Annotated in this window: 21 protein-coding genes and 1 pseudogene; 10 read left to right on the plus strand and 12 right to left on the minus strand. The window is 46.4% G+C overall.

The features are described from left to right. Positions 1 to 20: 20 nt before the first annotated feature. Positions 21 to 1,016 carry a DUF2167 domain-containing protein gene (locus FHW36_RS26840; protein WP_145673854.1) on the minus strand — a complete coding sequence of 332 codons (996 nt, stop codon included), beginning with the start codon at positions 1,014 to 1,016 and terminating at the stop codon, positions 21 to 23. A gap of 401 nt (positions 1,017 to 1,417) precedes the next feature. Between FHW36_RS26840 and FHW36_RS26845 the strand changes: the two genes are divergently transcribed. The 3 genes from FHW36_RS26845 (at position 1,418) to FHW36_RS26855 (ending at position 5,986) form a co-directional block, all read left to right on the plus strand. Then, complete coding sequence (locus FHW36_RS26845) at positions 1,418 to 4,552, plus strand: AsmA family protein (protein WP_145673856.1); 3,135 nt, start codon at positions 1,418 to 1,420, stop codon at positions 4,550 to 4,552. Between the two features lie 215 nt (positions 4,553 to 4,767). Next, complete coding sequence (locus FHW36_RS26850) at positions 4,768 to 5,358, plus strand: hypothetical protein (RefSeq protein ID WP_145673857.1); 591 nt, start codon at positions 4,768 to 4,770, stop codon at positions 5,356 to 5,358. A gap of 40 nt (positions 5,359 to 5,398) precedes the next feature. Then, the gene (locus FHW36_RS26855) at positions 5,399 to 5,986 is read left to right on the plus strand and encodes a hypothetical protein (RefSeq protein ID WP_145673859.1); all 588 of its coding nucleotides are present in this window, start codon (positions 5,399 to 5,401) and stop codon (positions 5,984 to 5,986) included. Positions 5,987 to 6,058: 72 nt separating this feature from the next. On the opposite strand, the gene FHW36_RS26860 is transcribed toward FHW36_RS26855, so the two are convergent. The 4 genes from FHW36_RS26860 to FHW36_RS26875 all read right to left on the minus strand — a co-directional run bounded on the left by FHW36_RS26860 (position 6,059) and on the right by FHW36_RS26875 (position 9,443). Beyond that, positions 6,059 to 7,309, minus strand: a complete 1,251-nt coding sequence (locus FHW36_RS26860) for an RNA polymerase sigma factor (RefSeq protein ID WP_222429200.1) — start codon at positions 7,307 to 7,309, stop codon at positions 6,059 to 6,061. Positions 7,310 to 7,321: 12 nt separating this feature from the next. Further along, positions 7,322 to 7,657: a YciI family protein gene (locus FHW36_RS26865; RefSeq protein ID WP_145673860.1), complete on the minus strand. Its 336-nt coding sequence runs from the start codon at positions 7,655 to 7,657 to the stop codon at positions 7,322 to 7,324. Between the two features lie 155 nt (positions 7,658 to 7,812). Then, positions 7,813 to 8,796 carry a biotin synthase BioB gene (gene bioB / locus FHW36_RS26870; RefSeq protein ID WP_145673862.1) on the minus strand — a complete coding sequence of 328 codons (984 nt, stop codon included), beginning with the start codon at positions 8,794 to 8,796 and terminating at the stop codon, positions 7,813 to 7,815. Between the two features lie 35 nt (positions 8,797 to 8,831). Beyond that, entirely contained in the window at positions 8,832 to 9,443 is a 612-nt protein-coding gene (locus tag FHW36_RS26875) for a hypothetical protein (RefSeq protein WP_145673864.1), read from the minus strand. A 247-nt stretch (positions 9,444 to 9,690) separates the two neighbouring features. Here FHW36_RS26875 and FHW36_RS26880 point away from each other — a divergent pair, with 247 nt between their 5' ends. Both FHW36_RS26880 and FHW36_RS26885 read left to right on the plus strand, forming a co-directional pair. Continuing rightward, entirely contained in the window at positions 9,691 to 11,187 is a 1,497-nt protein-coding gene (locus FHW36_RS26880; protein ID WP_145673865.1) for an aminotransferase-like domain-containing protein, read from the plus strand. Between the two features lie 195 nt (positions 11,188 to 11,382). Beyond that, a complete protein-coding gene (locus tag FHW36_RS26885) occupies positions 11,383 to 12,150 on the plus strand; it encodes a hypothetical protein (RefSeq protein ID WP_145673867.1) in 768 nt (255 codons plus the stop codon). Positions 12,151 to 12,179: 29 nt separating this feature from the next. Here FHW36_RS26885 and FHW36_RS26890 read toward each other — a convergent pair whose 3' ends face one another. Continuing rightward, on the minus strand, positions 12,180 to 12,638 hold the full coding sequence (locus tag FHW36_RS26890) for a GNAT family N-acetyltransferase (RefSeq protein WP_145673868.1): 459 nt from the start codon (positions 12,636 to 12,638) through the stop codon (positions 12,180 to 12,182). A 90-nt stretch (positions 12,639 to 12,728) separates the two neighbouring features. Here FHW36_RS26890 and FHW36_RS26895 point away from each other — a divergent pair, with 90 nt between their 5' ends. Then, positions 12,729 to 14,147, plus strand: coding sequence for an aminotransferase-like domain-containing protein (locus FHW36_RS26895; protein ID WP_145673870.1), 1,419 nt, complete (start codon positions 12,729 to 12,731; stop codon positions 14,145 to 14,147). Positions 14,148 to 14,170: 23 nt separating this feature from the next. Here FHW36_RS26895 and FHW36_RS26900 read toward each other — a convergent pair whose 3' ends face one another. Further along, entirely contained in the window at positions 14,171 to 14,494 is a 324-nt protein-coding gene (locus FHW36_RS26900; RefSeq protein WP_145673871.1) for a S24 family peptidase, read from the minus strand. A 275-nt stretch (positions 14,495 to 14,769) separates the two neighbouring features. Here FHW36_RS26900 and FHW36_RS26905 point away from each other — a divergent pair, with 275 nt between their 5' ends. Beyond that, positions 14,770 to 15,630 (plus strand): glycoside hydrolase family 16 protein, encoded by an 861-nt coding sequence (locus FHW36_RS26905; protein ID WP_145673873.1) that lies wholly within the window; start codon positions 14,770 to 14,772, stop codon positions 15,628 to 15,630. Positions 15,631 to 15,634: 4 nt separating this feature from the next. Here FHW36_RS26905 and FHW36_RS26910 read toward each other — a convergent pair whose 3' ends face one another. From FHW36_RS26910 to FHW36_RS26925, 4 genes and pseudogenes are all read right to left on the minus strand, one after another. Next, positions 15,635 to 15,844 carry a GNAT family N-acetyltransferase gene (locus FHW36_RS26910; protein WP_145673874.1) on the minus strand — a complete coding sequence of 70 codons (210 nt, stop codon included), beginning with the start codon at positions 15,842 to 15,844 and terminating at the stop codon, positions 15,635 to 15,637. A gap of 46 nt (positions 15,845 to 15,890) precedes the next feature. Next, positions 15,891 to 16,025, minus strand: a pseudogene (locus tag FHW36_RS31100) (hypothetical protein); the annotation flags it as partial. 4 nt (positions 16,026 to 16,029) lie between these two features. Next, entirely contained in the window at positions 16,030 to 17,118 is a 1,089-nt protein-coding gene (locus FHW36_RS26920) for a DNA topoisomerase IB (protein ID WP_145673875.1), read from the minus strand. A gap of 142 nt (positions 17,119 to 17,260) precedes the next feature. Continuing rightward, complete coding sequence (locus FHW36_RS26925) at positions 17,261 to 18,331, minus strand: hypothetical protein (RefSeq protein ID WP_145673876.1); 1,071 nt, start codon at positions 18,329 to 18,331, stop codon at positions 17,261 to 17,263. Positions 18,332 to 18,475: 144 nt separating this feature from the next. Here FHW36_RS26925 and FHW36_RS26930 point away from each other — a divergent pair, with 144 nt between their 5' ends. Genes FHW36_RS26930 through FHW36_RS26940 form a run of 3 tightly spaced genes read left to right on the plus strand, consistent with a single transcriptional unit; the run spans position 18,476 to position 20,570 of the window. Then, complete coding sequence (locus tag FHW36_RS26930) at positions 18,476 to 19,084, plus strand: CGNR zinc finger domain-containing protein (protein WP_145673877.1); 609 nt, start codon at positions 18,476 to 18,478, stop codon at positions 19,082 to 19,084. A gap of 34 nt (positions 19,085 to 19,118) precedes the next feature. Then, the gene (locus tag FHW36_RS26935; protein ID WP_145673878.1) at positions 19,119 to 20,054 is read left to right on the plus strand and encodes an arginase family protein; all 936 of its coding nucleotides are present in this window, start codon (positions 19,119 to 19,121) and stop codon (positions 20,052 to 20,054) included. A gap of 12 nt (positions 20,055 to 20,066) precedes the next feature. Beyond that, positions 20,067 to 20,570, plus strand: a complete 504-nt coding sequence (locus FHW36_RS26940) for a hypothetical protein (protein WP_145673880.1) — start codon at positions 20,067 to 20,069, stop codon at positions 20,568 to 20,570. Between the two features lie 174 nt (positions 20,571 to 20,744). Here the strand turns inward: FHW36_RS26940 and FHW36_RS26945 are convergent, their stop codons facing one another. After that, complete coding sequence (locus tag FHW36_RS26945; RefSeq protein WP_145673882.1) at positions 20,745 to 22,880, minus strand: glycosyl hydrolase family 28-related protein; 2,136 nt, start codon at positions 22,878 to 22,880, stop codon at positions 20,745 to 20,747. Positions 22,881 to 22,929 lie beyond the last annotated feature (49 nt).

Below are 22,929 nucleotides of genomic sequence, written 5' to 3' on the forward strand. Positions count from 1 at the left end.
TTATCGTATACCGCTACTGGTTACAGGGAAGAGGTAGGTTCTTCTGCCGGAGGCACAGTGCCTTCGGCAGGAGTGCCACCTACCGTAGTGTCGCCTTCCAGTGTTTTTTCTTCCTTATTGCGACGGAATAATTTCCTGATAAATCCAGCCAGGGCGGCAAATCCCAGCAAAATAAACTTCCAGCCGGCTGCCAGAAACTTCACGATGATAGCAAAGAAACCTACTTTCGCCAGCACTTTACCGGCTACGAGTCCTCCGATAGTCCAGGCAGCTACGTTGTCGATCTTAGGATCAAAATCGGTATATGCATTCCCGTCGGTGAAGGTGGCCATGTGCAGTACCTTGCCGATGTCTGCTTTTACCAGTGGCAGTTCCTGCATAGTACATACCGCATTCAGCGAAAGGATACCATGCCGGCCGAGGATACGGATCTGGTAGTTAAGCGTATTAATGCCGTCCTGGTCGCCGAAATGAATTTCCTTGGCCCAGTGCAACACTTTATTTTCCTTGTCGTAAAACGGCGCCTGCGCCCAGCCTACCAGGTGAATGGCCGGATAGCCTTCTTTCAGACGTTGTGCATTTTCTTCCTTTTCGTCCTTTTGCAGATTCTTCAGCATTTCATCGTAGTTGATTTTTTCAGCATCGTCATCTTTTACATAACCGATGTCTTCATATTCCACCACAAACGCATAACTGCTATCGCTGAAAGGATCTGATTTTTCCGGGAAGATCATGCCCAGGGTATTGGCCGCATTCGACTCAGGGTTGCCCCACAGCGTGGTCAATACATATTTGCTCTGTTCCTTGTTCAGGAACTTAAAGCCTGCCGGGATCTTGATTTCTGCCTTACCACCGGGAAGGTGGATCAAACCGGTTTCATACTTTTGTGCTTTCCGGATGGAGTCAATCGTCTTTTCCACCTGCTGACTGGAAATTTCCAGGGAATCATTAATGGGGGCTGCCTGGGTACAAAGGGGTACAAACAGCGTACACGCCAGATATAGGTTCTTTAACATAATGAATGAATATTTCAGGGAGCAAAAATGCAATAAATATTTCAGATTAAAAAGCGGCTCCCGGCCAGGGGCTAAAGAATGAACAATGCTTAGCCCGGGAATGAATAAAATGAATGATAGCACCCACGTGATTTACAGGTAGCAACAAGGCTGGATATTGAACATGCTATCAACTCCTAACAATAAAGACTATACGAAATAGCAATGAGCTACCTCACTTTGACCCACCTCCTTTATTCCCGCAGCACAAATCTTAAGATGCTATTAAACTATCCCCCGCCTACCTTCCCGCACTTAAAAAAAAACTACCTTCGCCGGGTAACCATCATCAATTGCCTGGCATGTAAACCGCCATTTTTCGGGTATTTGCGGGCAAGACCATAATATATACAGAGAATCATATGCGTAATGCCTTCATTAAAAAAGTCGCATTAAAAATATTAAAAATTATATCCATATCTTTAGCCGCTATTCTTGCGCTCTTGTTTTTGCTCCCCATGCTGTTTCCCACCACCGTGTCCAATAAAATAAAGACCTGGGCCAACAACAGCATTACCGGGGAACTGAACTTTTCCAAAGCCCGGCTATCCTTTTTTAATCACTTCCCGGCACTCACGCTGACCCTGTACGATTTTAGCCTCAAAGGAGGCGCGCCTTTCCAACAGGATACCCTGGTTGCTGCCAACGAAGTAGCCCTGGGCGTAAACCTGGGCAGCCTCTTTTCCAGCGCCGTCAACATCGACGAAATATACCTGACCAAAGGGAAAATACATATCATGGTGGATTCCGCCGGGCATCCGAACTATAACGTATACCAGTCGGCCCCCGCCACCAATACCAACAAATCCGACAGCAGCAGCGCCTCCATGAAAATTGAACGGATACAGATAGAACACTGCCACCTTATTTACGATGACCAGTCGCTCCCCATGTACCTGCAAGCCAAAGAAGTGAACTACATCGGTAAAGGAGACTTGAGTAAAGCGGTTTTTGACCTGTACTCTAAAATCAACATCGGCTCACTCGATTTCAATTATGGCAACACCTCCTATCTCCTGTCTAAAAAACTAAACGGAGAACTGATCACTAAAATAAATACCAACTCCCTCGATTTTATTTTCGAGAGAAATGACCTGAAAATAAATGAGCTGCCGGTAAGATTGAAAGGCGCCTTCGCCTTCCTGAAAAACGGCTACAAGATGGACTTTCGCCTTAGCTCCATGGAATCCAGCCTGCATGCCATTTTCGGCGCCCTCCCACCGGAATACCTCACCTGGATGCAACATACCGATGTACAGGGTACCGCCGATGTAAATGCCAGTCTCATTGGTGAATATATTGCAGCCACCAACACCATGCCCACCCTCACCTTTAACATGCAGGTACGTAATGGCCAGATCGCCAATCCGAAAGCACCGGCGCCCATCAAAAACCTGTTCCTGAACTTCCAGTCGAAGCTCGCCCAACTCAATACGGATAGTCTCTATGTGAACGTGGATTCTATCTTCTTCAACATTGACAAAGACTATTTCAGCTCCATCATCCGGGTAAAAGGACTCAAAACACCGGAGGTGCATGTAAAAATGAATACAGACCTGGACCTGGAAAAGTGGAGTAAGGCCATGGGCTATCCTTCCTTTGAGCTGAAAGGTCGCCTGCAGGCCCACCTGCTGGCCGATGGCCTGTACGCCACCCGCATACAGGACCGCGGTCCCAAACACCGGCCCGACACCGTAATTGCCAGCATCCCGGCCTTTAACCTGGATGCCAGCCTGCACAACGGCTACTTTAAATTTACCTCCCTGCCGGAAGCCCTTAAAAATATCAGCTTCCAGGTGCAGGCCAACTGCCCCGACAGCAACTACGCCCATACGCATTTTAGTATCGACAACATCAACGCCAACCTCCTGAGCAATTATATCAAGGGCTATTTCCGCTTCCACAACGCTGAAGCTCCGGAAGTAGATGCCCAGCTGGCCGCCGTAATGAACCTAGCCGACATCAAACAATTTTATCGTATGGACAGTCTCGATATCACCGGGGCACTACACATAGATGTAAATACCAAAGGCAGTTATATCCCGGCGAAAAGGCGCTTTCCCATTACTACCGCCCAACTCACCATGAACGACGGTACTATACGGACCAAATATTACCCAACGCCTATCCAGAAAATTAATATAGACGCCACCGTTACCAACACCACCGGTACCCTTCAGTCGATGAAGATAAACCTGAAGCCAGTGGGCTTTGAATTCGAAGGACAGCCCTTTGTATTGAAAGCAGACCTTAACAATTTTGATAACCTCCGGTACAATATTACCTCCAACGGGGTGATCAACCTGGGCGCCATCTACAAAGTATTTGCCCTGCAAGGCTACGATGTGAAAGGCTTCATTGCCACCAACCTGGCGCTCAGTGGTACCCAGGCCGATGCTGTTGCTGGGCGTTATAATAAACTTAATAACCGGGGTACACTCACGGTGAAGGATGTTGTACTCACCACTTCCCTGCTCCCCCTGCCCTGCCGCATCAGCAATGGTGTTTTCCGATTCGACCAGGACAAGATGTGGTTCGATACCTTCGTGGCCAATTATGGTAAATCAAAGCTGACCATGAACGGCTTCTTAAGTAACGTGATTGGTTATGCCACCCAACCGAATCAAACCCTGCACGGTACGTTCGACTTTAAAAGCAATTATATACTGGTAGATGAACTGATGACCAATGCCACGGAGCCTGCCGCCACAGCACCTAAAGCCGTATCCTCCGGTTCCGGCGTAGTCCGGCTGCCCACTAACCTGGCGCTCACCCTCAACGCAGCGGCGGCGAAGATCCGTTTTAAAGGTATGGATATCGACAGCTTCCATGGCCAGGTAGTGCTGGACAGCGGCAAAGTGGTGATGAATAAAACCGGCTTTAATATTATTGGCGCTCCCGTGGAAATGGATGCTACCTACACCTGCATCCAACCCCAGCGGGCTGCATTCGACTACCATATCAGCGCAAAAGAATTCGATATCAGGCGCGCCTATAATGAAATAAAGATCTTTCACGATATGGCCAGTTCAGCTGCCAGCGCCAGCGGCATCGTAGGGATAGACTACCACCTCAATGGTAAACTGGATGGCAATATGAACCCGATTTACCCCTCCCTGAAAGGCGGCGGCGTGCTGTCGGTGAAAAAAATAAAACTGAAAGGATTTAAACTGATGAACGCTGTGAGCCAGTCCACCGGCAAATCGGATATCAAAGATCCCGATGTATCTAAAGTCGATATTAAATCCAGTATCAGCAATAATATTATTACCATAGAGAGAACCAAACTCCGTATTGCCGGCTTCCGGCCACGGTTTGAGGGACAGGTGAGCATGGATGGCAAACTCAATCTGAAAGGACGTGTGGGGCTACCTCCATTCGGTATTATCGGTATTCCGTTTAATGTTACCGGCACACAAAGCAACCCTAAAGTACAACTACGCCGGGGTAGCGATAATAAACTGGAAGAAACAACCGAATCGGAAGAAGATAACTAAAGGTCCCATTGTTTTCACTTCCAGCGTCCTAACGTAGTTGCTAAAATTGGCGCTCAATCCTTTATCATGAAAGGTTTAGCGTCACATTTTAGTGCTATTTCTTCGCATCCACTTCTGAAAGCCGCCGTAAAACTTCTACCTTGCGCTCCGTATTGTTATCCGAGATAATTTACCTATAAACTGTAATACATTTTCAAATCCCTAAATCTATCACATTGAAAAAATTATTTTTGTTGGCCGCAGCTTGTGCTGCCGGAGTTAATTCCTATTCCCAAAGTTTTATGCATGGCGCGGGTGTGGTTGCTTTTGTACAAACAGCAGCTAAGTCTGATGCTTTTGCGGTGGGCGGTCTTACCTATTCTCCCCGTTTTAACTTTATGGAGCAAGACAATATGTCTTTATCGCTGGGTATTCCCCTGAGTATAGGATTGGGTGGCAGCTACAATAGCAGCTATGGTTCCTATAGTGGAGAGAGCAATAATCTCAGCTTTATATTTAACGTCCCACTGGTATTTAATGCCAACTTCGGACGTGGATCCAGCCGTGATGCCGATGGCCGCTTTGGATTTTTTGTGGGCGCAGGCTACGGTTTTCATTATAGCAGCCGCAATCAAGATTATCATGACAACGTATCAGGCGACTATTCCGCCAGCGCCAAATCCAATACTACCGGACCAATGGCCAATACAGGATTTCGCATAGGCGTTGGCCGCGTGCATAACATTGAGGTAAAATTGAGTTACATGAAAGGTTTGACAGACGACAAACCTAATGTATTCAGTATCGGCTCGCTCTTTAATTTCTAATAATCTTATTTTCTAAACTTTCATTTTATCTTTTTATCGTATGAAAAAATTGTTTGCCCTGATCCTGTTGGCAGGATCGTTCATTGTGAGTAACAAATCACAATCACAGGATATCGTTAAAGGTAACCTGGAGTTTCTCAAAGATGTTAAAGAAATACAGGTAGCATATGTGTATGAGAATATAACCGTTGGTAAAGATGGTAAAGAAGCTACTTATATTAAAAGAAAAAAAGCGGAGAAAGATGCCAAAACACCCGGTTCGGGAGATGAATGGGAAAAAAGCTGGATCAACGACAGAACAGTCCACTATCAGCCTAAATTTAATGAGACTTTCACCAAATATTCCAAAAGAACAATCAGTGAAGATGCTACGACTAAATACCTGATGGAAGTCCACACTAAATTTATTGAGGTCGGATATAACGTTGGTATACAGTCTGCCAAAGCGGCTGTCAATCTCGAAATTTACATCTATGATGCTGCCGATAAATCCAAGCCGCTTTGCAAAATCATGTTAAATGATATGAAAGGCGGTAAAGGCCAGTTTGCAACCGGTCCACGTATCGGCGACGCCTACGCTAAAGCCGGTAAAGTACTTGGTAAACTGGTGGCTAAAAAAGCGAAGTAGTTTTACGTTGATTTTAATCAGACTGTAAAAAGAAGAGACTGTATTTCTATGTTGAAATACAGTCTCTTCTTTTTACCAGCGCTTCTCTTCCAATTGCTTTATCGCATTTACCAGCGTTTTCTTTTCTGTTGCCGATTTTGTCAGTCGTATGGCTTGCTGGTAACCGGCAATAGCCTTATCGATGTTGGTAGTTGCCCATAGGTAGGCCAGCAGGGAATGATAATAGCTATTGTCGTGCAGTTGCAATTTTTCTGCTTCCTTAATACCTGCTTCGGAGCCATACACTTTGGCAAAAGCGAAGGTCCGGTTCAGCGCTGTTACCGGCGAATACTCCAACAAGATCAACTGATTGTAGAGATGTAAAATATGCTCCCATTTATGCTGATCGGTGGGCGTAGTATGCCAGTAGGCGATGCCGGCTTCCAGGTGGTATTTGGATACTTCGTCGCCGGTGCAGGCATTCACCAGGTAGTAGTTGCCTTTATCGATGAGTTCCTGGCTCCAGAGGTGCTTGTCTTGCTGTTCGAAGAGAATGGTATCCCCGGCTTCATTAGCCCTGGCATCGAGGCGGGAGCTCTGGAAACACATCAACGCCAGCAGGGCGTTGGCATGGGTAGTATTGGTAAGCGAATTTTCCGTGAGGATGAGTCCCAGCCGCAATGCTTCTGAACAGAGATCTTTCCGGATCAGCTGATCTCCTGACACAGAGAAATAGCCTTCGTTAAACAGGAGGTAGATGGTTCTTAAAACAGTATCCAGTCTTTCGGCAATAGCGGCGGGGTCCAGCTGTTTCAACTGGAAGTGATCTTTACGGAGATTGGCCCTGGCGCGCAACAGCCGCTTTTTGATCGTTTCTGTTTTGGTGAGAAAGGCGGCGGCAATTTCCGCTATGCTGAATCCGCAGAGCACCTGCAGGGCCAGGCAGATCTGCGCCGCTGGTGCGTTGCTGGGATTACAAACAGCAAATATCATGGTCAGCTGGCTGTCGTTGATCATTTGCGGCGTAAAGTCAGGCTCCTCGAAGGCAAGTTGTTCACGAGGCTTTACCGCATCTTTTACCTGTGTTTCAAAAACCACCTGCCGGCGGAGATAGTCTTTGGCTTTATTTTTTGCCACGGTATATAGCCAGGCGGTAGGATTCTCCGGTATTCCCTTTGCGCCCCATGATTCCATAGCTTTTAGGAATGTTTCACTGGCAATATCCTCGGCTGTTTCAATATGCTGCAATCCAAAATGACGGCATAGTACGGCCGTCATTTTGGTATACTCCACCCTGAACAGGTGAGGCAATAGCTCGCGGGGAGAGGCTGCATGATCACTCATCAGCTGCTGGTTTTAATCACGTTTCATGATTTCCCGTACTTCTATATTGCCGCCCAGCTTAAAGATGGGATTGGCTTTGGCCATTTCTACGGCCTCTTCGATGGTGTCGGTCTTTACTATAATATACCCGCTCACAAACTCCTTAATTTCTGTGTAAGGGCCGTCTGTTACAACATTATCAGGTCTTACTGTTCTGGCGCTTACGGGCGATAAGGTATTGCCTTTGTCTACTAATTTATTTTGTGCGGCGATACCGGCCAGCCAGTTCATCCTTTCCTGCATTTGTTCTGCGGACGGCTTTTCCTGGGATTGATTACTCAGTCGGAAGATTAATACAAACTCTTTCATGGTTTATCAGTTTTGTTTTCATCCAGATGACGAATGAAAGTTTCCCGGGGGGACAAATAAAGTTAATTTTTTTTCAGAAGGGGGGTAAACAAAAAAGGGAAACGCCTTTCAGCGCTCCCCTTCTAATTTACGTATAGCTATGATCGTTAGGGCTATCAGCAGGCCGATACCTCTTTCTTACTCAGCTTAGGCTCCAGCCCCAGGTTTTGTAACATCTGCATATCTTCTGTTACGCCGGGATTAGGCGTTACCAGCAGGGTTTGGCGCTCGCCGGTAAAGATGGAGTTGGCCCCTGCCATAAAGCACCAGGCCTGTTCAGACTCCGTCATTTCGATACGACCGGCAGTGAGGCGCACCGTAGATGCCGGCATCACGATCCTGGCGGTGGCAATCATGCGCACCATATCCCAGGCATCCACTTTAGGATTATCTTCCAGCGGCGTACCTTTTACCCTGGCCAGTGCATTAATAGGCACCGATTCCGGGTGCTTAGGCATCGTAGCCAGCGTGAGCAGCATAGCAATACGGTCGCGATGCGTTTCTCCCAGCCCGATAATACCACCGGAGCAAACGGTGATACCGGCTTTGCGTACGTTGTTGATGGTATTGATACGATTATCAAATTTCCGGGTAGAAATAATTTCTTTATAGTATTCTTCGGAGGTATCGAGATTATGATTATAAGCATGCAACCCGGCTTCCTGCAGGCGCACCGCCTGTTCTTCCGTGAGCATACCCAGTGTGCAACATACTTCCAGTCCCAGGTCATTCACTCCTTTTACCATGTCGATTACGCGATCAAAGTCTTTGTTGTCGCGCACTTCGCGCCAGGCGGCGGCCATGCAGAAACGGGTAGACCCGGTATCTTTGGCTTTCTGCGCATGTGCAATCACCGTTTCAGTGGGCAGCAGGGCCTGTACTTTAATATCGGTATGATACCTGGCTGCCTGTCCGCAGTAGGAGCAGTCTTCCGGGCATCCGCCGGTTTTAATAGATAAAAGCGTGCATACCTGTATTTCCTTTGCAGCATGGTATTGCCGGTGTATGGTAGCTGCCTGGAAAACCAGTTCCAGCAAAGGCTGGTCGTAGATGGCCTGGATTTCTTCCAGGGTCCAGTCGTTTCTGATAGCGGATGTCATCTTATGAGTGGATTATAAGTAGTGTATGAATGTGGTTAGGCGTATTGGTATAGTTCCTGGCCTACGGCGGCCATCCAGGTATCGAATAGTTGTTGCTCGAGCAACTGTACCTGCCGGGCATGTACTTCCCAATCGGCCGCAAACTCATTGAGCTGGTTAATCATTTCCTCCAGGTGCCCTTCTTCTTCCAGGATGATAGACCGTACCATTACTTTGCTCTGGGCTTTGTCTAGCGCAGCCTGGTATACCGGGTATAACAAGTCGGCCCGTACTTCTATGGCGTAGGTGACAAAGAGATAGGCGGCATATTTCAGTGCCTGCCCTTCCAGGCCGAACGCTTTTTTCAGGTAACGGCAGGTTTGCATGTCCAGCTGATGGAGGTAATGCCGCGTTTGGTGCGGCGCCATCAGCTCGTGCAATTGGTAAGTTTTACAGTGGTCCGGATCTACTTTGGCAATCTGTTTTTTCAGGTAATAGGCGTGGCGATGCTCTTCTGCTGCGTGTTTCAGCTGGATAAAGTTCACCAGCGTCGGATGCTCACAGGCAGATATTTTCCGGGCGCCGGCATTTTCCATAAAAGACAGGGTATTCAGCCACCGGGCATGCAGGGTATCGCGACCAACAATCTGTTGCAGTAGTTCTTCCATAGTCAACTTGTTTCCGCCCAAAAGTAGGCGCTTACCGGATGACTCCACTAGGCCAGTTTTCACATTTTTACTGGTCCGGTTTTACATACTCTCTCCAGAAATCTTATCAACAGCGCCCTCCGGGCATTATTTTCTCTCTATAAAAAGATAAAAAATGCACTATACATTATAAATATTTTAATTATAAATAAATACAGGAGAAATAAAATATCTTGCCGGACTATTAAACTATATTTAAAATAGCAACATGAGTAGTCCGACACAGGTACCCTATAAAAGTTTTGTGCAGATAGACCGGCGGTCGGGCACGCCTGTTTATTTACAGATAGCCCATCAGCTGATCAACGCCATCCAGCGTGGTTTCCTGGTTACCAGCGCCCGGCTTCCAGGCACCCGGGAGTTCAGCGACCTGCTGGCCGTAAACCGGAATACCATCGTGGCGGTATATGAAGAGCTGGATGCCCAGGGCTGGGTGGAAACACGCCCGAATAAAGGCACTTTCATCATCGGGAAAACAATCACCCGACCACAGAAAATACGCAGTGCCCAGGAAAACCAGCTGGCTCACTATCCGCTGGTGACCGGCTTCTCTTTCAAAAAGAGCAACTTGTTAGATAATCCCTTTGAACACTCTTCCTGTGAATATGTGTTCAACGATGGCACACCAGATATACGGCTTACCCAGATCAATCACCTGTCCAGCCTTTACAGCGCTAACCTGAAAAGAAAAAGCAACCATAAAAAACTGGGCTACTATAACCACGATGGCAGCGAGTTTTTTAAACAGCACCTGTCCAATTACCTGAACCAGTCGCGCGGTCTGCACATTTCAAAAGACAATATCCTCATCACCCGCAGCACGGAAATGAGTGTATTCATTACTTCAGAAATATTGCTATCGCCCGGTGATATCGTGCTGGTGGGCGCACTCAGCTACTTTTCGGTGAACATGATCTTCCAAAAATCAGGCGCCCGGATCATGCCGGTGCCTATCGACGATGAAGGCATTGATGTAGACGCAGTGAGAAACATTTGCCAGCACCATAAAATCAGGATGCTCTACATCACGCCGCATCACCACTACCCTACCACCGTTACGCTCAGCGCCGCCCGCCGCATTGCCCTGCTGCACCTGGCCAGCGAATTTGGGTTTATTATACTGGAAGATGACTACGATTACGATTTCCATTACGACAACAGCCCCGTACTGCCTCTTGCCAGCGCCGACAGCCATGGCATGGTGGTATATACCGGCGCCTTCGGAAAATCGCTGGCCCCCGGCTTCAGAACAGGATTTATTGTGGCACCCGAAAACCTGATGGTAGAAATGCGGAAACACCTGGGCATTATCGATCGCCAGGGCGATGTACTGATGGAACAGGTATTGGGAGAGATGATTGAAGCAGGAGACATACACCGTTACCTGAAAAAATCGCTGAAAGTGTACCAGGAGCGACGGGATCATATTGTCGACATCTTACAGGAACAACTACACGAATTCATCGACTTTAAAAAACCGGCCGGGGGCCTGGCGGTATGGACAAAGTGGAAACAACCGATTAACTTATTGCAATTGAGTAAAGCCTGCGCCAGGAACAACCTGTTTATACCTAAAACATTATTGTATCAGCATAAAGACCTTACCGCCATGCGGCTGGGGTTTGGGCATTTTACACTTCCAGAAGCGGAAAATAGCGTGCGGATATTGCGGCAGGGGGTATTGGAGCAATGGCGTCCTCACTAATGATTAATGACTTTCCAACGCCATATACCTGTTAGGCGGTGATCTTTGCATTATCGTCATTCACCAGGCTACCGGTGATCATAGCGTTCCTGATCGAATCTTTTTGCAACAATAGTGATCGGTCTGTCTTCAATGATGAAGGGTTTTAATGAGTATTTTATATATATTCGTTCCCATCAGCAGACAAACTACCATATGAAGAGATACACATTCATCATTGCTTTACTTATTTCCTGTACGGCGTATGCCCAGAACACAATTAATAATTACAAATATGTGTTGGTACCTGAGAAATTCGGTTTCACCCGGGAAGACAACCAATATGGGTTAAACACCCTGGCCAAATCGCTTCTGGAAGAAAAGGGATTTACCGTTTATTTCGATAATGCCGAAGTGCCCAAGGAGCTGGCCGGCAACCGCTGCAATGCGCTGAATGCAGATGTAGCGCAGAAAAAAGGGTTGTTCGTTACCAACCTGACACTCATCCTGAAAGACTGCCAGGGTAATATCATTTTTAAAAGTAAAGAAGGAAAAAGCCGGGAGAAGGAATTCGCTACTGCCTATAACCTCGCTCTGCAAGACGCTTTCACGTCCCTGAAAGATGTCCCTTATGCTTACAATGGTACCGTTACCGCAGCTCCGCAGGCTACCACACCGGTAGCAGTAGCTCCGGCGCCAGCGGCCACTATCCAGGCATCAACACCCGCTCCTGCTCCCGCTGCAGTAGCCGAAGTAAAGGAAGCTGCCGGCACCTTATATGCACAGGCAACCCCCAATGGCTTCCAGTTGATAGACCTCACTCCGAAGAAAGTGTTAACCTTGTTTAAAACATCGGTGCAGGACTACTTTATCGCCGACAACGATACCACTCACGGCATTGTGTTGAAAAAGAGCGGCGACTGGTATTTCGAATATTATAAAGAGAATAAGCTGGTTTCCGAGAAACTGCTGATTAAATTCTAAACACCGTACCAGGCCCGGTTATACCGCTATCATCCACATGTCCCTTCCGTGACCGTAAAGTGGCGGTGTATATCGGGCCGGTATATTTCCATCAGCGACAATGGCTTGCTGATATCGTTAAACCCATACTGCCGGTACAATTCGTGTGCATCCAGCGTACTAAGCATGATCCGCCTCAGTCCCTTTGTCCACCGTTGCTCCTTTAAAAACGCCATCATCTGCTTGGAGATCCCCCTACCTCTATATGCCGGCAGCACAAACACATCGGCCAGCCAACCGAAGGTGTGATAGTCGGTGATCAGCCGCGCAAACGCCACCTGTTGCCCTTCCACAAAAGCGCCCATACAAAACGAATGTGCAAGAGCCCCCTCCACCACCGCATAGGAGATGCCCTGCGCCCAATAAGAGCCTGTCGATAAATAATCATGTATCATCGGGATATCCATGTTGTCTTTACCCGTTCTGATGGTGACTGTTAATGTGTTCATCTTTCCTTTTTCCCACAAAAATCGGGGAAAGCGACCAATGGACACAGATACAGTTTTATACTTATTAATAGATACAGTTTATATTTGGAGATGGAAAAGGAATATTTATACCTGGAAATATCCCGGAACCTCGCCCACCTGATCCGGCAGCAGGCGCTTCAACCGGGCGACCGGCTCCCTTCCGTGCGAATGCTTTGCCGGGAACACGGCATCAGTATGAACACCGCCAAACGGGTATTCCTGGAGCTGGAAGGTCAATCGCTCATCGAATCGCGGCCTCAATCCGGCTACTTCGTCAGCCACCAACGGCACCGTACCTTGCCGCTGCCGGAAATCAGCCGGCCAGCACCGGCCTTCAGTGAAGAAGAACCTGTACCGCTGATCAACAAAGTATACAGCCACATGGGACAGCCCGACCTTGACCTTACCTTATTTTCCATCGGCGTACCTTCCGAAGCATTGTTGCCCGTAGCCCGGCTCAATAAAGAAATGATCAAAGCCATGCGGTCGCTTTCCGGTAGTGGCACCGCTTATGAACCCCTGCCCGGCAACGAAAAAATGCGCAGGGCGGTAGCACGCCGTTCCTATACCTGGGGAGGCCACCTGCAACCCGATGACATCATTACCACCGCCGGCGGCATGAATGCCCTCTCCTTCTGCATGATGGCCACCACTAAACCCGGCGATACCATCGCCGTGGAAAGCCCCGTATACCACGGCATATTACAACTGGCCCGGAGCCTGGGACTGCGGGTCATGGAGTTACCCACCCATCCCCAGACAGGCGTAGACATAACAGCGCTGGAAAAAGCTATTCCCGATATCCATTGCTGTTTGCTCGTGAGTAATTTTAATACGCCCCTGGGCAGCTGTATGCCAGACAGCCACAAAAAAGCAGTGGTAGAACTATTGGCCCAACACCATATACCACTGATTGAAGATGATTTGTATGGTGATTTATACTTTGGAAGTAGTCGCCCTAAATGCTGCAAAGCCTTCGACAAAACAGGCACGGTGCTTTGGTGCAGCGCGATCTCTAAAACGTTGGCCCCTGGCTATAGAGTGGGCTGGGTGGCGCCCGGCATTTACAAAGAGCAGGTGTTGAAGTTAAAACTGGTGCACGCTATCTCTTCCTCTGCTATTACGCAGGAAGTGGTAGCGGGTTTCCTGGAGAGTGGGCGTTATGAAAACCACCTGCGCAACATGCGGCAAACATTACAGGCCAATTGCCAGCATTATATGGCTGCTATTGCCGAATACTTTCCGGCTGGTACCAAAGTATCCCGGCCACAGGGCGGACTAACGCTATGGGTGGAACTTCCGGGCATCAATACTACGGATCTTTACAACGTAGCTATCCGGCAAAAAATCAGCATTGCACCTGGCAGGATCTTCACGTTGCAAAATCAATTCGAAAACTGTATGCGGCTTTGTATGGGGTTGCCCTGGTCGGAGGAGCTGAAGAGAAAATTGAAGCAGTTGGGGAAATTGGCGGGGATGTTACAATAATAGGCCTACAAATAAAAAGGGGATCATACTTTTCTGTAGATGATCCCCTTTTCATATTCTCCCAGTATGACTTTACCATAAATGATCTTCGTCCAGCCATTTTCAAAGCCATGATTGTTGGCAATCAGGTAACCTTTGTTCTTGTCTGCCTTAATAATCTTATGGGCATCGATGTACCGGCCTTTTACCTTGCAAAATACAATGTCGCCAATGGCATAATCGGGCGAGCTGATAAAAGTCAATAGCGTACCGCTTTTGAGGATGGGCAACATAGAAGTGCCAAAAGCCTTCATCTTTCCTGTGCCAGCTATGGCCAGCTCTTGTTTGAGTCGTTCGTACTTGTTCATATGATATGTATTTAAAAAAATTAAGTGGGTAATATGGGCATCCGGGGAGCTAAAGGGGCAGCGTACAGGGTTTCTCTGGTGTTGTTATTAAATAAAATGTCTACAGTTATCTGGGTTACAGGGTTATTATATTTTTTTGCAAAGATAGGCATTTAAATAATATCGATTGTATTACCATTCATCACTTCAAAAGAAACTATCTGGGATATTTATATAAATTGGCGCCAGCCGGCGGTTACAGGTGATTGCCGCGCTTTTTTAAATCAACGTGAACGATGAAGTTACTGCATGCATTCCGAAAAGGCCGGAATGGTCTTACCCGGCTTACTCCTGTTATTTTATTGGGCGTATTCTCGTGCTGCACCAGTTCCAGGAGCACTATCAGTAACGGCTATATGTATATCCAGAAAGATGGCCGCGAAAAAAAACAATGGAAACTGGTTTGGGAAGATAACTTCGACCAGCCCAAATTGGATACCAGCAAATGGGCCATGGTACCTCCGGGTGGTTCGGCGTGGGATAAGCATATGAGCGCAGATCCCCGCTGTTATGCCTTGCGGGATGGGAAGTTATTTCTCCGCGGCATCATCAATCCTGATACGCTGAAAGATCCAAGACCTTTTATTACCGGCGGGATATACAGCAAGGGCAAGTTCGCTTTTCAATATGGACAAGTGGAAATCCGTGCCAAACTGGAATGTGCCCGGGGCGCCTGGCCCGCCATGTGGATGCTGGCGGAAACCGATAAATATGGGAAGTATCCACGGAATGGAGAAATAGATATCATGGAACACCTGAACTACGACAGTATCGTTTATCAGACTACTCACTCCTATTATACGCTTAACCTAAAACAGGATAAAAATCCGCCGCACTATGGTACTGCCGCCATTCATCCGCTGGAGTTTAATACCTATGGTATCAAATGGTTCCCGGATAAAATTGTGTTTACCGTGAATGGAAAAGAAACGTTCACCTATCCAAGGGTGGCTGGTGTAGATCCTTCACAGTGGCCCTACAACCAACCCTTCTACCTGCTGATAGATCAGCAGTTGGGGGGCGACTGGGTAGGCAAGATTAATTCATCTGATTTGCCTGTGCAAATGATTGTAGACTGGGTAAAAGTGTATCAGTAACTATTTATACATCGCCATTCAATGGCTTAAATAAGATCACAAAAGGCGGCGCCTGCATAAAATCAATACCGGTGTAAAACTTCATGGCTGGCATAAACCGGTGTGTCATCAGTGTAATGGTACCTAACTGCTGTTCCCGTGCAAACTGCTCTGCATGGCTGATCAGCAGCTTTCCATATCCTCTTCCCTGCATGGAGGGTGCGATAAAGGGCATACCTGGCGATCACCATGTTAAAGCCGCGTGTGGTGATCAGCCCTACATTGCTTCCGGTCGTGACATCCTGTGTCACCAGCAATCGCGCCAGCTGATTGGCTTGCCGGTTTAATGCTTCGTAGGTGAGGGTGGTGGTACCTATCTGAAGGGCTGTATTAGCGGGGTTTTTAAGGCAAAGCAGTCACTTATTCCACTGTTTCCAGCAGCTGTTCTTTTTCCAGGAGTTGCAGTAACACCTGTTCTGCCAGGCTCAGGCTGGCCACTTCCATCTCTTCCGCGCCATTGAATTGATCTGTATAGCGAAAGATGGTTCCTTCTTCATAGCTTTTCATGATAGTGGGATGTATATAATACTTTTTGCAGACCGTCCGTGTATTGCCCAGGTTAAGCGCAACCTTATCAATCACCATCACCATTTTTCGTTTGCACTCGGCCATACTGCTAAACTGGCCCGCTTCTTTAATGGCATAGAGCGCATTGATACTACCTGCCCAGGTACGGAAATCCTTTGCAGTAAAGTCTTCCCCGGTAATGGCTTTCAGGTAGTCGTTAATGTCGCCCGACCCAATGGTGCAGGGCTCGCCTTGCTCATTGTAGTATTCAAACAGATCTTTGCCAGGAATATCGCGGCACTGCTTTACGATGCGGGCCAGCCTTTTGCTTTTCAGCGATACTTTTTGCAGCACTCCTTTTTTTCCTTTGAACTGGAACCAGATTTTTGCCCCGTCTACCTTTACATGATGATTCATCAGCGTGGTTAAGCCAAAAGAACCGTAGAGTTTTTTATACGATTCGTTACCCACCCTGATGCTGGTGAGCTCCATCAAGCGTACTACCAGGGCCACTACTTTTTCATGGTCGAGCTGATGCCGGGACAGGTCTTTGTCTACCTGTGCCCGTATAGCTGGTAAAGAGTCAGCGAAATGCTGCATCCGGTGATATTTGGTTTGGTTGCGTACCTTATTCCACGCCGCATGATAACGGTATTGCTTGCGCCCTGCCGCATCGATGCCCGTAAACAGCAGGTGGCTGTTTTCATAAGGAGATATCCACACCTGCGTATACGCCGGAGGGATGACCAGTTTACGGAACCGGTCGATCAGTGCCTTATCTTTCACCAGTATCCCATTGGGGTCATAGTAGCTCCAGCCTTTGCCGGCTTTTTTACGGGAATAGCCCGGCGTTGTATCTGAAACATGACGCAATCCGATCGCTTTTGCCGTAAACTTAGGGTCACGGCCAATCTGTTCTAATGTTTTTACCGTATTTTCCATACAGATAACTAACACCTTTTGCGTGCCAAAATTGGATAGGAGGAGTTCGCATGGCGGTTGCCGGGGAGCCAATAGCATTAATAAAAATAGAATAGCGATGGGACGTTGTTGCAAACATCCCATCGCTATTCAAACGATCAGGTTATTTTTTCTCCAATTCCTTTACCCGGTTGTTTAGCTCAGATAACATTTGCTGCTGGCGCTGTATCAACTGCTGTTGTTTTTCCAGTTGCTTATGCTGGTCAACCAGATATAATGTCAACTCCTCTATTTTCTTCATTTGTCTTTGCTGCATATCCCCCACATCCAGGCCATTACTAACAACCTCTGTTTCCGACGGGATACCAGGAAGATGCATATTATCGGCGATATATCTTTCTACGGCAGATAACGACGGGAGTACATAACTGGAATCAAACACATAGTCCGGCCAGCCTGTCATGGTTACTTTGACCCTTTGCCCAGTGATCGTTCCTGCTACGGCCAATAGCGATTGAGGGGTGCTTGTGCCAATACCTACATTTCCATTATCCATCAATGTAAACCGGGACGCGCATAATCCACCCGAACATCCCAGGCTATCATATGCCCAAAACTGGAGGCTATTACCATAGCTTCCACTCATGTTCATTATTTTCCAGCTCCGGGCGGTTCCCAGTGTTTTCTTTGCCGGGTTCTCCAAAACAATCATCCCACCAATGCCTGGGTCGCTAACAGTACTAGTGATCGGTCCATTTATCTTTGCATTTCCTCCAACTTCCAGTCTTGCTGTAGGACTTACAACCCCTATACCAACGAGACCTACAGCGTTGATACGCATACGTTCCAGGGCGGAAGTTCCGAAAACAATGTTCTGCTGCATGTCGGGCACGTTGGAGTATCCACTTAAGTCTATATACGACTTCGTACTCGCATTGGTCCCTCCTCCTGCAGTTAATCGCAAAAAGCCGTCATCGAGATAATAGGAAGTGCTCTTCCCTCTGATTTCACAAGACGTACCATTAGTAATAGGCGGACGATTAGAGGTATTACTCAGTCCCCAACTTAGGGCTACTCCTCCATTTACCTGGAGTTTGCTGAAACCATCATCGGCGGAGCCCAATACAACACGGTTGGTGGTTGTATTTCCATTAGTGGTTACAGTTTGCAGGTCCTGGGCTTTAGCGCATACAGTAAGGAGTCCCAGGGCGGTGGTGAACAAACATTTCTTCATAGATATAATAAAATTTATTGGTGCTAATCTACATTATTTTTCTATTTTTTTTGTTTCAATAGCGGCCAATATTATTCCCCCTGTGCTAAAAATTATCACCATCTATTTATACTTTGATGGTAAAAATTACTATATTAGCAATATATGGACTTAGATAAGTTACAATTAGATGGCGGCTGCCTGGTGTTTGATTTTATCAATACCATTAATAACAGGAACAAAAATCCGCACATTGATTACTTAAGTAATTACGAATCATTTCTCCTCTGGTCATGTAAGGTAAAAATCACCAGGAAAAGCAGGGTCCAGGCATTACTGGAGCATGCCAGGCAAGGGACGGAAAAGAAATCCGAAGCGTTTGACGAGATAATCAGGTGCCGCGAAAATCTGCATGACTTCTTTTACGCTATAATATCTGGCAAAGCACCTGCTGCTCATTTGATAGAAAGTTTTAACGCACTTCTTAGCTTTTCGATGCGTCATTTAAGCATCAAAATAAAAAACGGTGCCCTGGAAACGAATATTGAAAGTAAAATGGTATCCCTCCGGGAACCTTTATGGTACATTGGAAAATCGGCCTATGAAGTGTTACAGACAAATGACTGGGCAAGGTTTAAATCCTGCCCGTCCTGCGGGTGGTTATTTATTGACACCTCGAAAAGTGCAACACGAAAATGGTGCAATATGAAAGTGTGTGGCGGACAGGATAAAGCCAGGAAGTATTACCACCGGGAAAAATCAAAAAAAGCATAAAATTCGTTCCTGCTTCATTTTAGTATTTCAATTTATGTACAAAAATAAATCCATTGAAATAATCCTGGCTCCAAGCAGTTTGGGTCTGAGACCCAATGAGCACGGCCTCGAGCCCGGAACCTGGAAAGCCCCGGCGCTTTTCCTGGAATCAGGACTTGCAGAAAGGATAAACGCCAAAGTGGTAAAATTAGATCATCCATCCTACGATTTTGACGCCCAATTCGGAACCAAAATCCGAAATGGCCTGAGTATCCGGGAATTTTCGTTAAGGTTAGCCAATGTCGTTGACAACAGCCTAAAAAGCGATTCCTTCCCGGTGGTGCTTGGTGGCGACTGTAGCATTCTCCTGGGTTGCCTATTGGGTACAAGGCGTTGGGGAGGAAAAGGATTAGTGCATATAGATGGTCATTGCGATTACTTTCATCCGGGGAATTATGATGTTACTTCCCGCCTTGGAACAGTGGCCGGAATGGACCTGGCATTGGCTACCGGGAAAGGTGAACTGTTGCTGACAAACTGGCCAGGTATCAGGGGCGCCCTGGTTGAGGAAGGGGATGCTTTTCAAATTGGAGAGAGAAATGCGGAGCACCCGGAATTCCCGGCAACATACGGGGATATTGCTTCTTCCAGTATTAGCCTGATTACTATCCAGCAACTCTTAACGCAAGGCCTTGAAACAACGGCCAAAGATATCTGTAAAAAGATAACCTCCAGGGGGTTAAAAAACGTGTGGTTGCATGTCGATTTTGATATCCTTGATCAAATACACCTGCCTGCTGTAGATTCTCCCGGCAGTCCGGGCCTCGACTTTAAAGGATTGGAAATAATGTTAACGGAACTATTACAATCCGGCCTTTTTACAGGAATAGACTTTACGATTTACGACCCGGATTTAGACCCTGAAAAAAAATATTTGCCGCAGTTGTCACATGTAGTTGAAAAATCACTTTTATCAGTTTTTAAAAACTAAGAAAAGAAAATTATGAGATTACTTCTTTCTACAGCACCTGGTGAAGATAGAAAAGATGCGATGCAGTTGTACGGCCAGTTAGCGGGAAAATGGCAAACAACAATTACCTACTACCCAATAAACGGGCCGGAGAGGACAGCGATAGGTGAATGGGAATTTGGTTATGCGCTTGAAGGCCGGGCTGTCATTGATGTATGGCAAATCCCCACACGGGCAACAGCTCTAGATACCGGTATCTCAGTAGAATGCGGACTCTGTGTTAGGGTGTATGATCCAGTTTTGGATTTGTGGAAATTTACGTTCCATGGACCTTTGTACAGAACTACCATAAATATGCTGGCCTACCCGATAGGCAATGAAATTGTCCAGGAAAGACTGGAAGGCCGTGATATCGTTCGCTGGATATTTTCTGACATTACTTGGAATGATTTTAATTGGCGCGCTATCAGGAGTAAGGATGGTGGCAGATCCTGGCGTACCGAACAAGTATTGCAAGCTAAGCGGTCGGAGAACTGACCGGATGAGGAACAGCATATCCCCCTCTTCGCCTTTTTCTTACTAAAATGGCTTTCAAGGGGGATCAGGCGAAATATTTTCGGCAACATTGCTGTGGCTAAACACAAAAAAATATCATTTCAGATAAATCGACCGTAACAAAACCTGGAAACGGGTAGGACTTGAAACCTGTGGTTACGCGGGATTCACATAGGCAGTTGTTACCCTGACAATAGTGTTATCCTGGAACACCACATTACTCCTGTTACCAGCAGTAGCGAAATTCACGCCCGTTGTCGCAGTATTATTTTCCCCATCAATGGTATTGTTGGATATGATGCTATTGGTTAACGGTGCGGAAGGAGAGTTATTGACAGATATTCCTTTAAAATTGGCTGGGATAATAATATTATTCCGGTATATTCTGAGTTTATTCGTAGCAATATTCTTTCCAAGTGGATTAATATTAATACCGTTCGTATTCTCAGGGCTAATTTCATTGCCACTGATCGTTAAATCATCCGCGGCATGAATAGAGAGACCCTTGAGTTTATTTCGCAGGATATGTCCGGACATACTGGGAATGCTAACGGCAAACTGGTTGTGCATCTGGATATAGTCAATCTCGTTATCCATCACTTTAACCACCAGCTTATCAGTTGTATCGAGTAATGAGCGCAAAAATCTTACCCCAATATTTCCTTTTATGTAGTAGGTACCTAGTCTTGCATAGCTAAGGGAAATTGATGCGTTGTTGAAGTTATTATCTTCGATATAGTTGATTGGATAGGTTGCTTCTACGCCGAACAAATAGGGATCCCTGGTATCCGAGAGATTCCCTTGTTTGAGAAAGTTTCCCTTCAATGTAAATTCCTCAATAGTTCCTGACGCGTTTTGCAAATATTCCTTATTAATACAGGAGCTATTGGCTGCTGTTGAGGTATTGTCAAAGTGATTATTGATAATGCTTACCCGGTTGAAGCTTGCTCCGGTAATCTGGAAGGAGAAATTCAGGCAGAAGATGAACGGACCATAAACATGGTTATTATTGACAAATAGCTGGCGATTGGGGCTGTTTGCGACAATAATAGCTGACATAGACGTCTTATTCGCCAAAGTAGTGTCTATTAAATTTCCATCTACCACAAACCGGCCTTCTGTTGCATCGCTGGATTGCGCAATAGAAATAACAGCACCGGGCAAATCATCTACGGCTCTGTTGATATACTTAATACTATTATTGCTAATCATTCCACTGTAGCCTTGTTCTAACCATATAGAGCCTTGCGGGTTCGCACATCTTAATCGAAGGTGGTCGTGTAAAATAGAATTGTTGCTACAAATGGTATCCATCTTTGTTCCGGAGGCGACATCACTAACAACAGCAATGCGGTTGATGTTAATGAAGGTGCAATCTGACACTTTAGTATAGGCATTTCTTGACGAAACGCCATCTCCATAGATATGATACCATTTCGTTCCGCCTACTGTTCCATCGAAAGAATAAGCAGTACCGTTCACGAAAAAATTTTCAGGCATGATGCCGATAGCTTCAAAGTGGCAATCAGCAACTGCTAAGGTTCCCGCAGATTCGCTTGTACAGGCATTCTCAGCGATATTTCTAAAGTAAGAGTTAGTAACCGTGATCAGTTTGCTGGTATAATAATCGTAAATAGCTCTGCCATGTATATTTTGGAAGTAACACCTATCAATATTAATGGCATTGATGTTAATAGAAGCTATCCCTACTGTTCTTTTATCAATTATACATGGCCAAACACCAAATTGCTGCTCCCGCCCGGCCCAGTAGCTATTGATCTGGTCTCTCCGGCCATCAAAAGTGATACCTGCTACTTTCGCCCTGGTATTGGCGCCTTCAAAGCGAAACATATTGAAATAGGTGTTCTCATCTCCTTTCTTAATTAAGACCGCATTCTCCCCTGAAATAGAACAAGAGTAGTCCGTTTTAGCCGTTAACCCATTAAAGGTGATGTCAGCCCCGACCAGGTAACTCGCAGGCGGAAAAAAAAGATGCATTTTGTATTCCGATACATATTTGGCTGCATTTTGAAGAAATACCGTATCATCTGTTACGCCATCTCCCTTTGCTCCAAACTCCTTAACGCTCACTGTACCATTTAACCGTTTTATCCAAAAACCGGTTCCATTTGCAGATATCACGGTTCCTCCATTCGGAGCAACGACACTGGTGGCCGACCAATAGAAAGATCCACCACCATCATCTCCCTTTGTATAGTAGCCCAATACTTCTGCTACATCGTTTGCTGTTCCCGGGGTTGTAGACAAGGACGAAATACTTTGAATAATCATAGATTGAAATTTTAGAAGTACAAAAAATTGAATGTGCTTCTAAAATAAT

This window comes from Chitinophaga polysaccharea (assembly GCF_007829335.1).
Lineage (GTDB): Bacteria > Bacteroidota > Bacteroidia > Chitinophagales > Chitinophagaceae > Chitinophaga > Chitinophaga polysaccharea_B.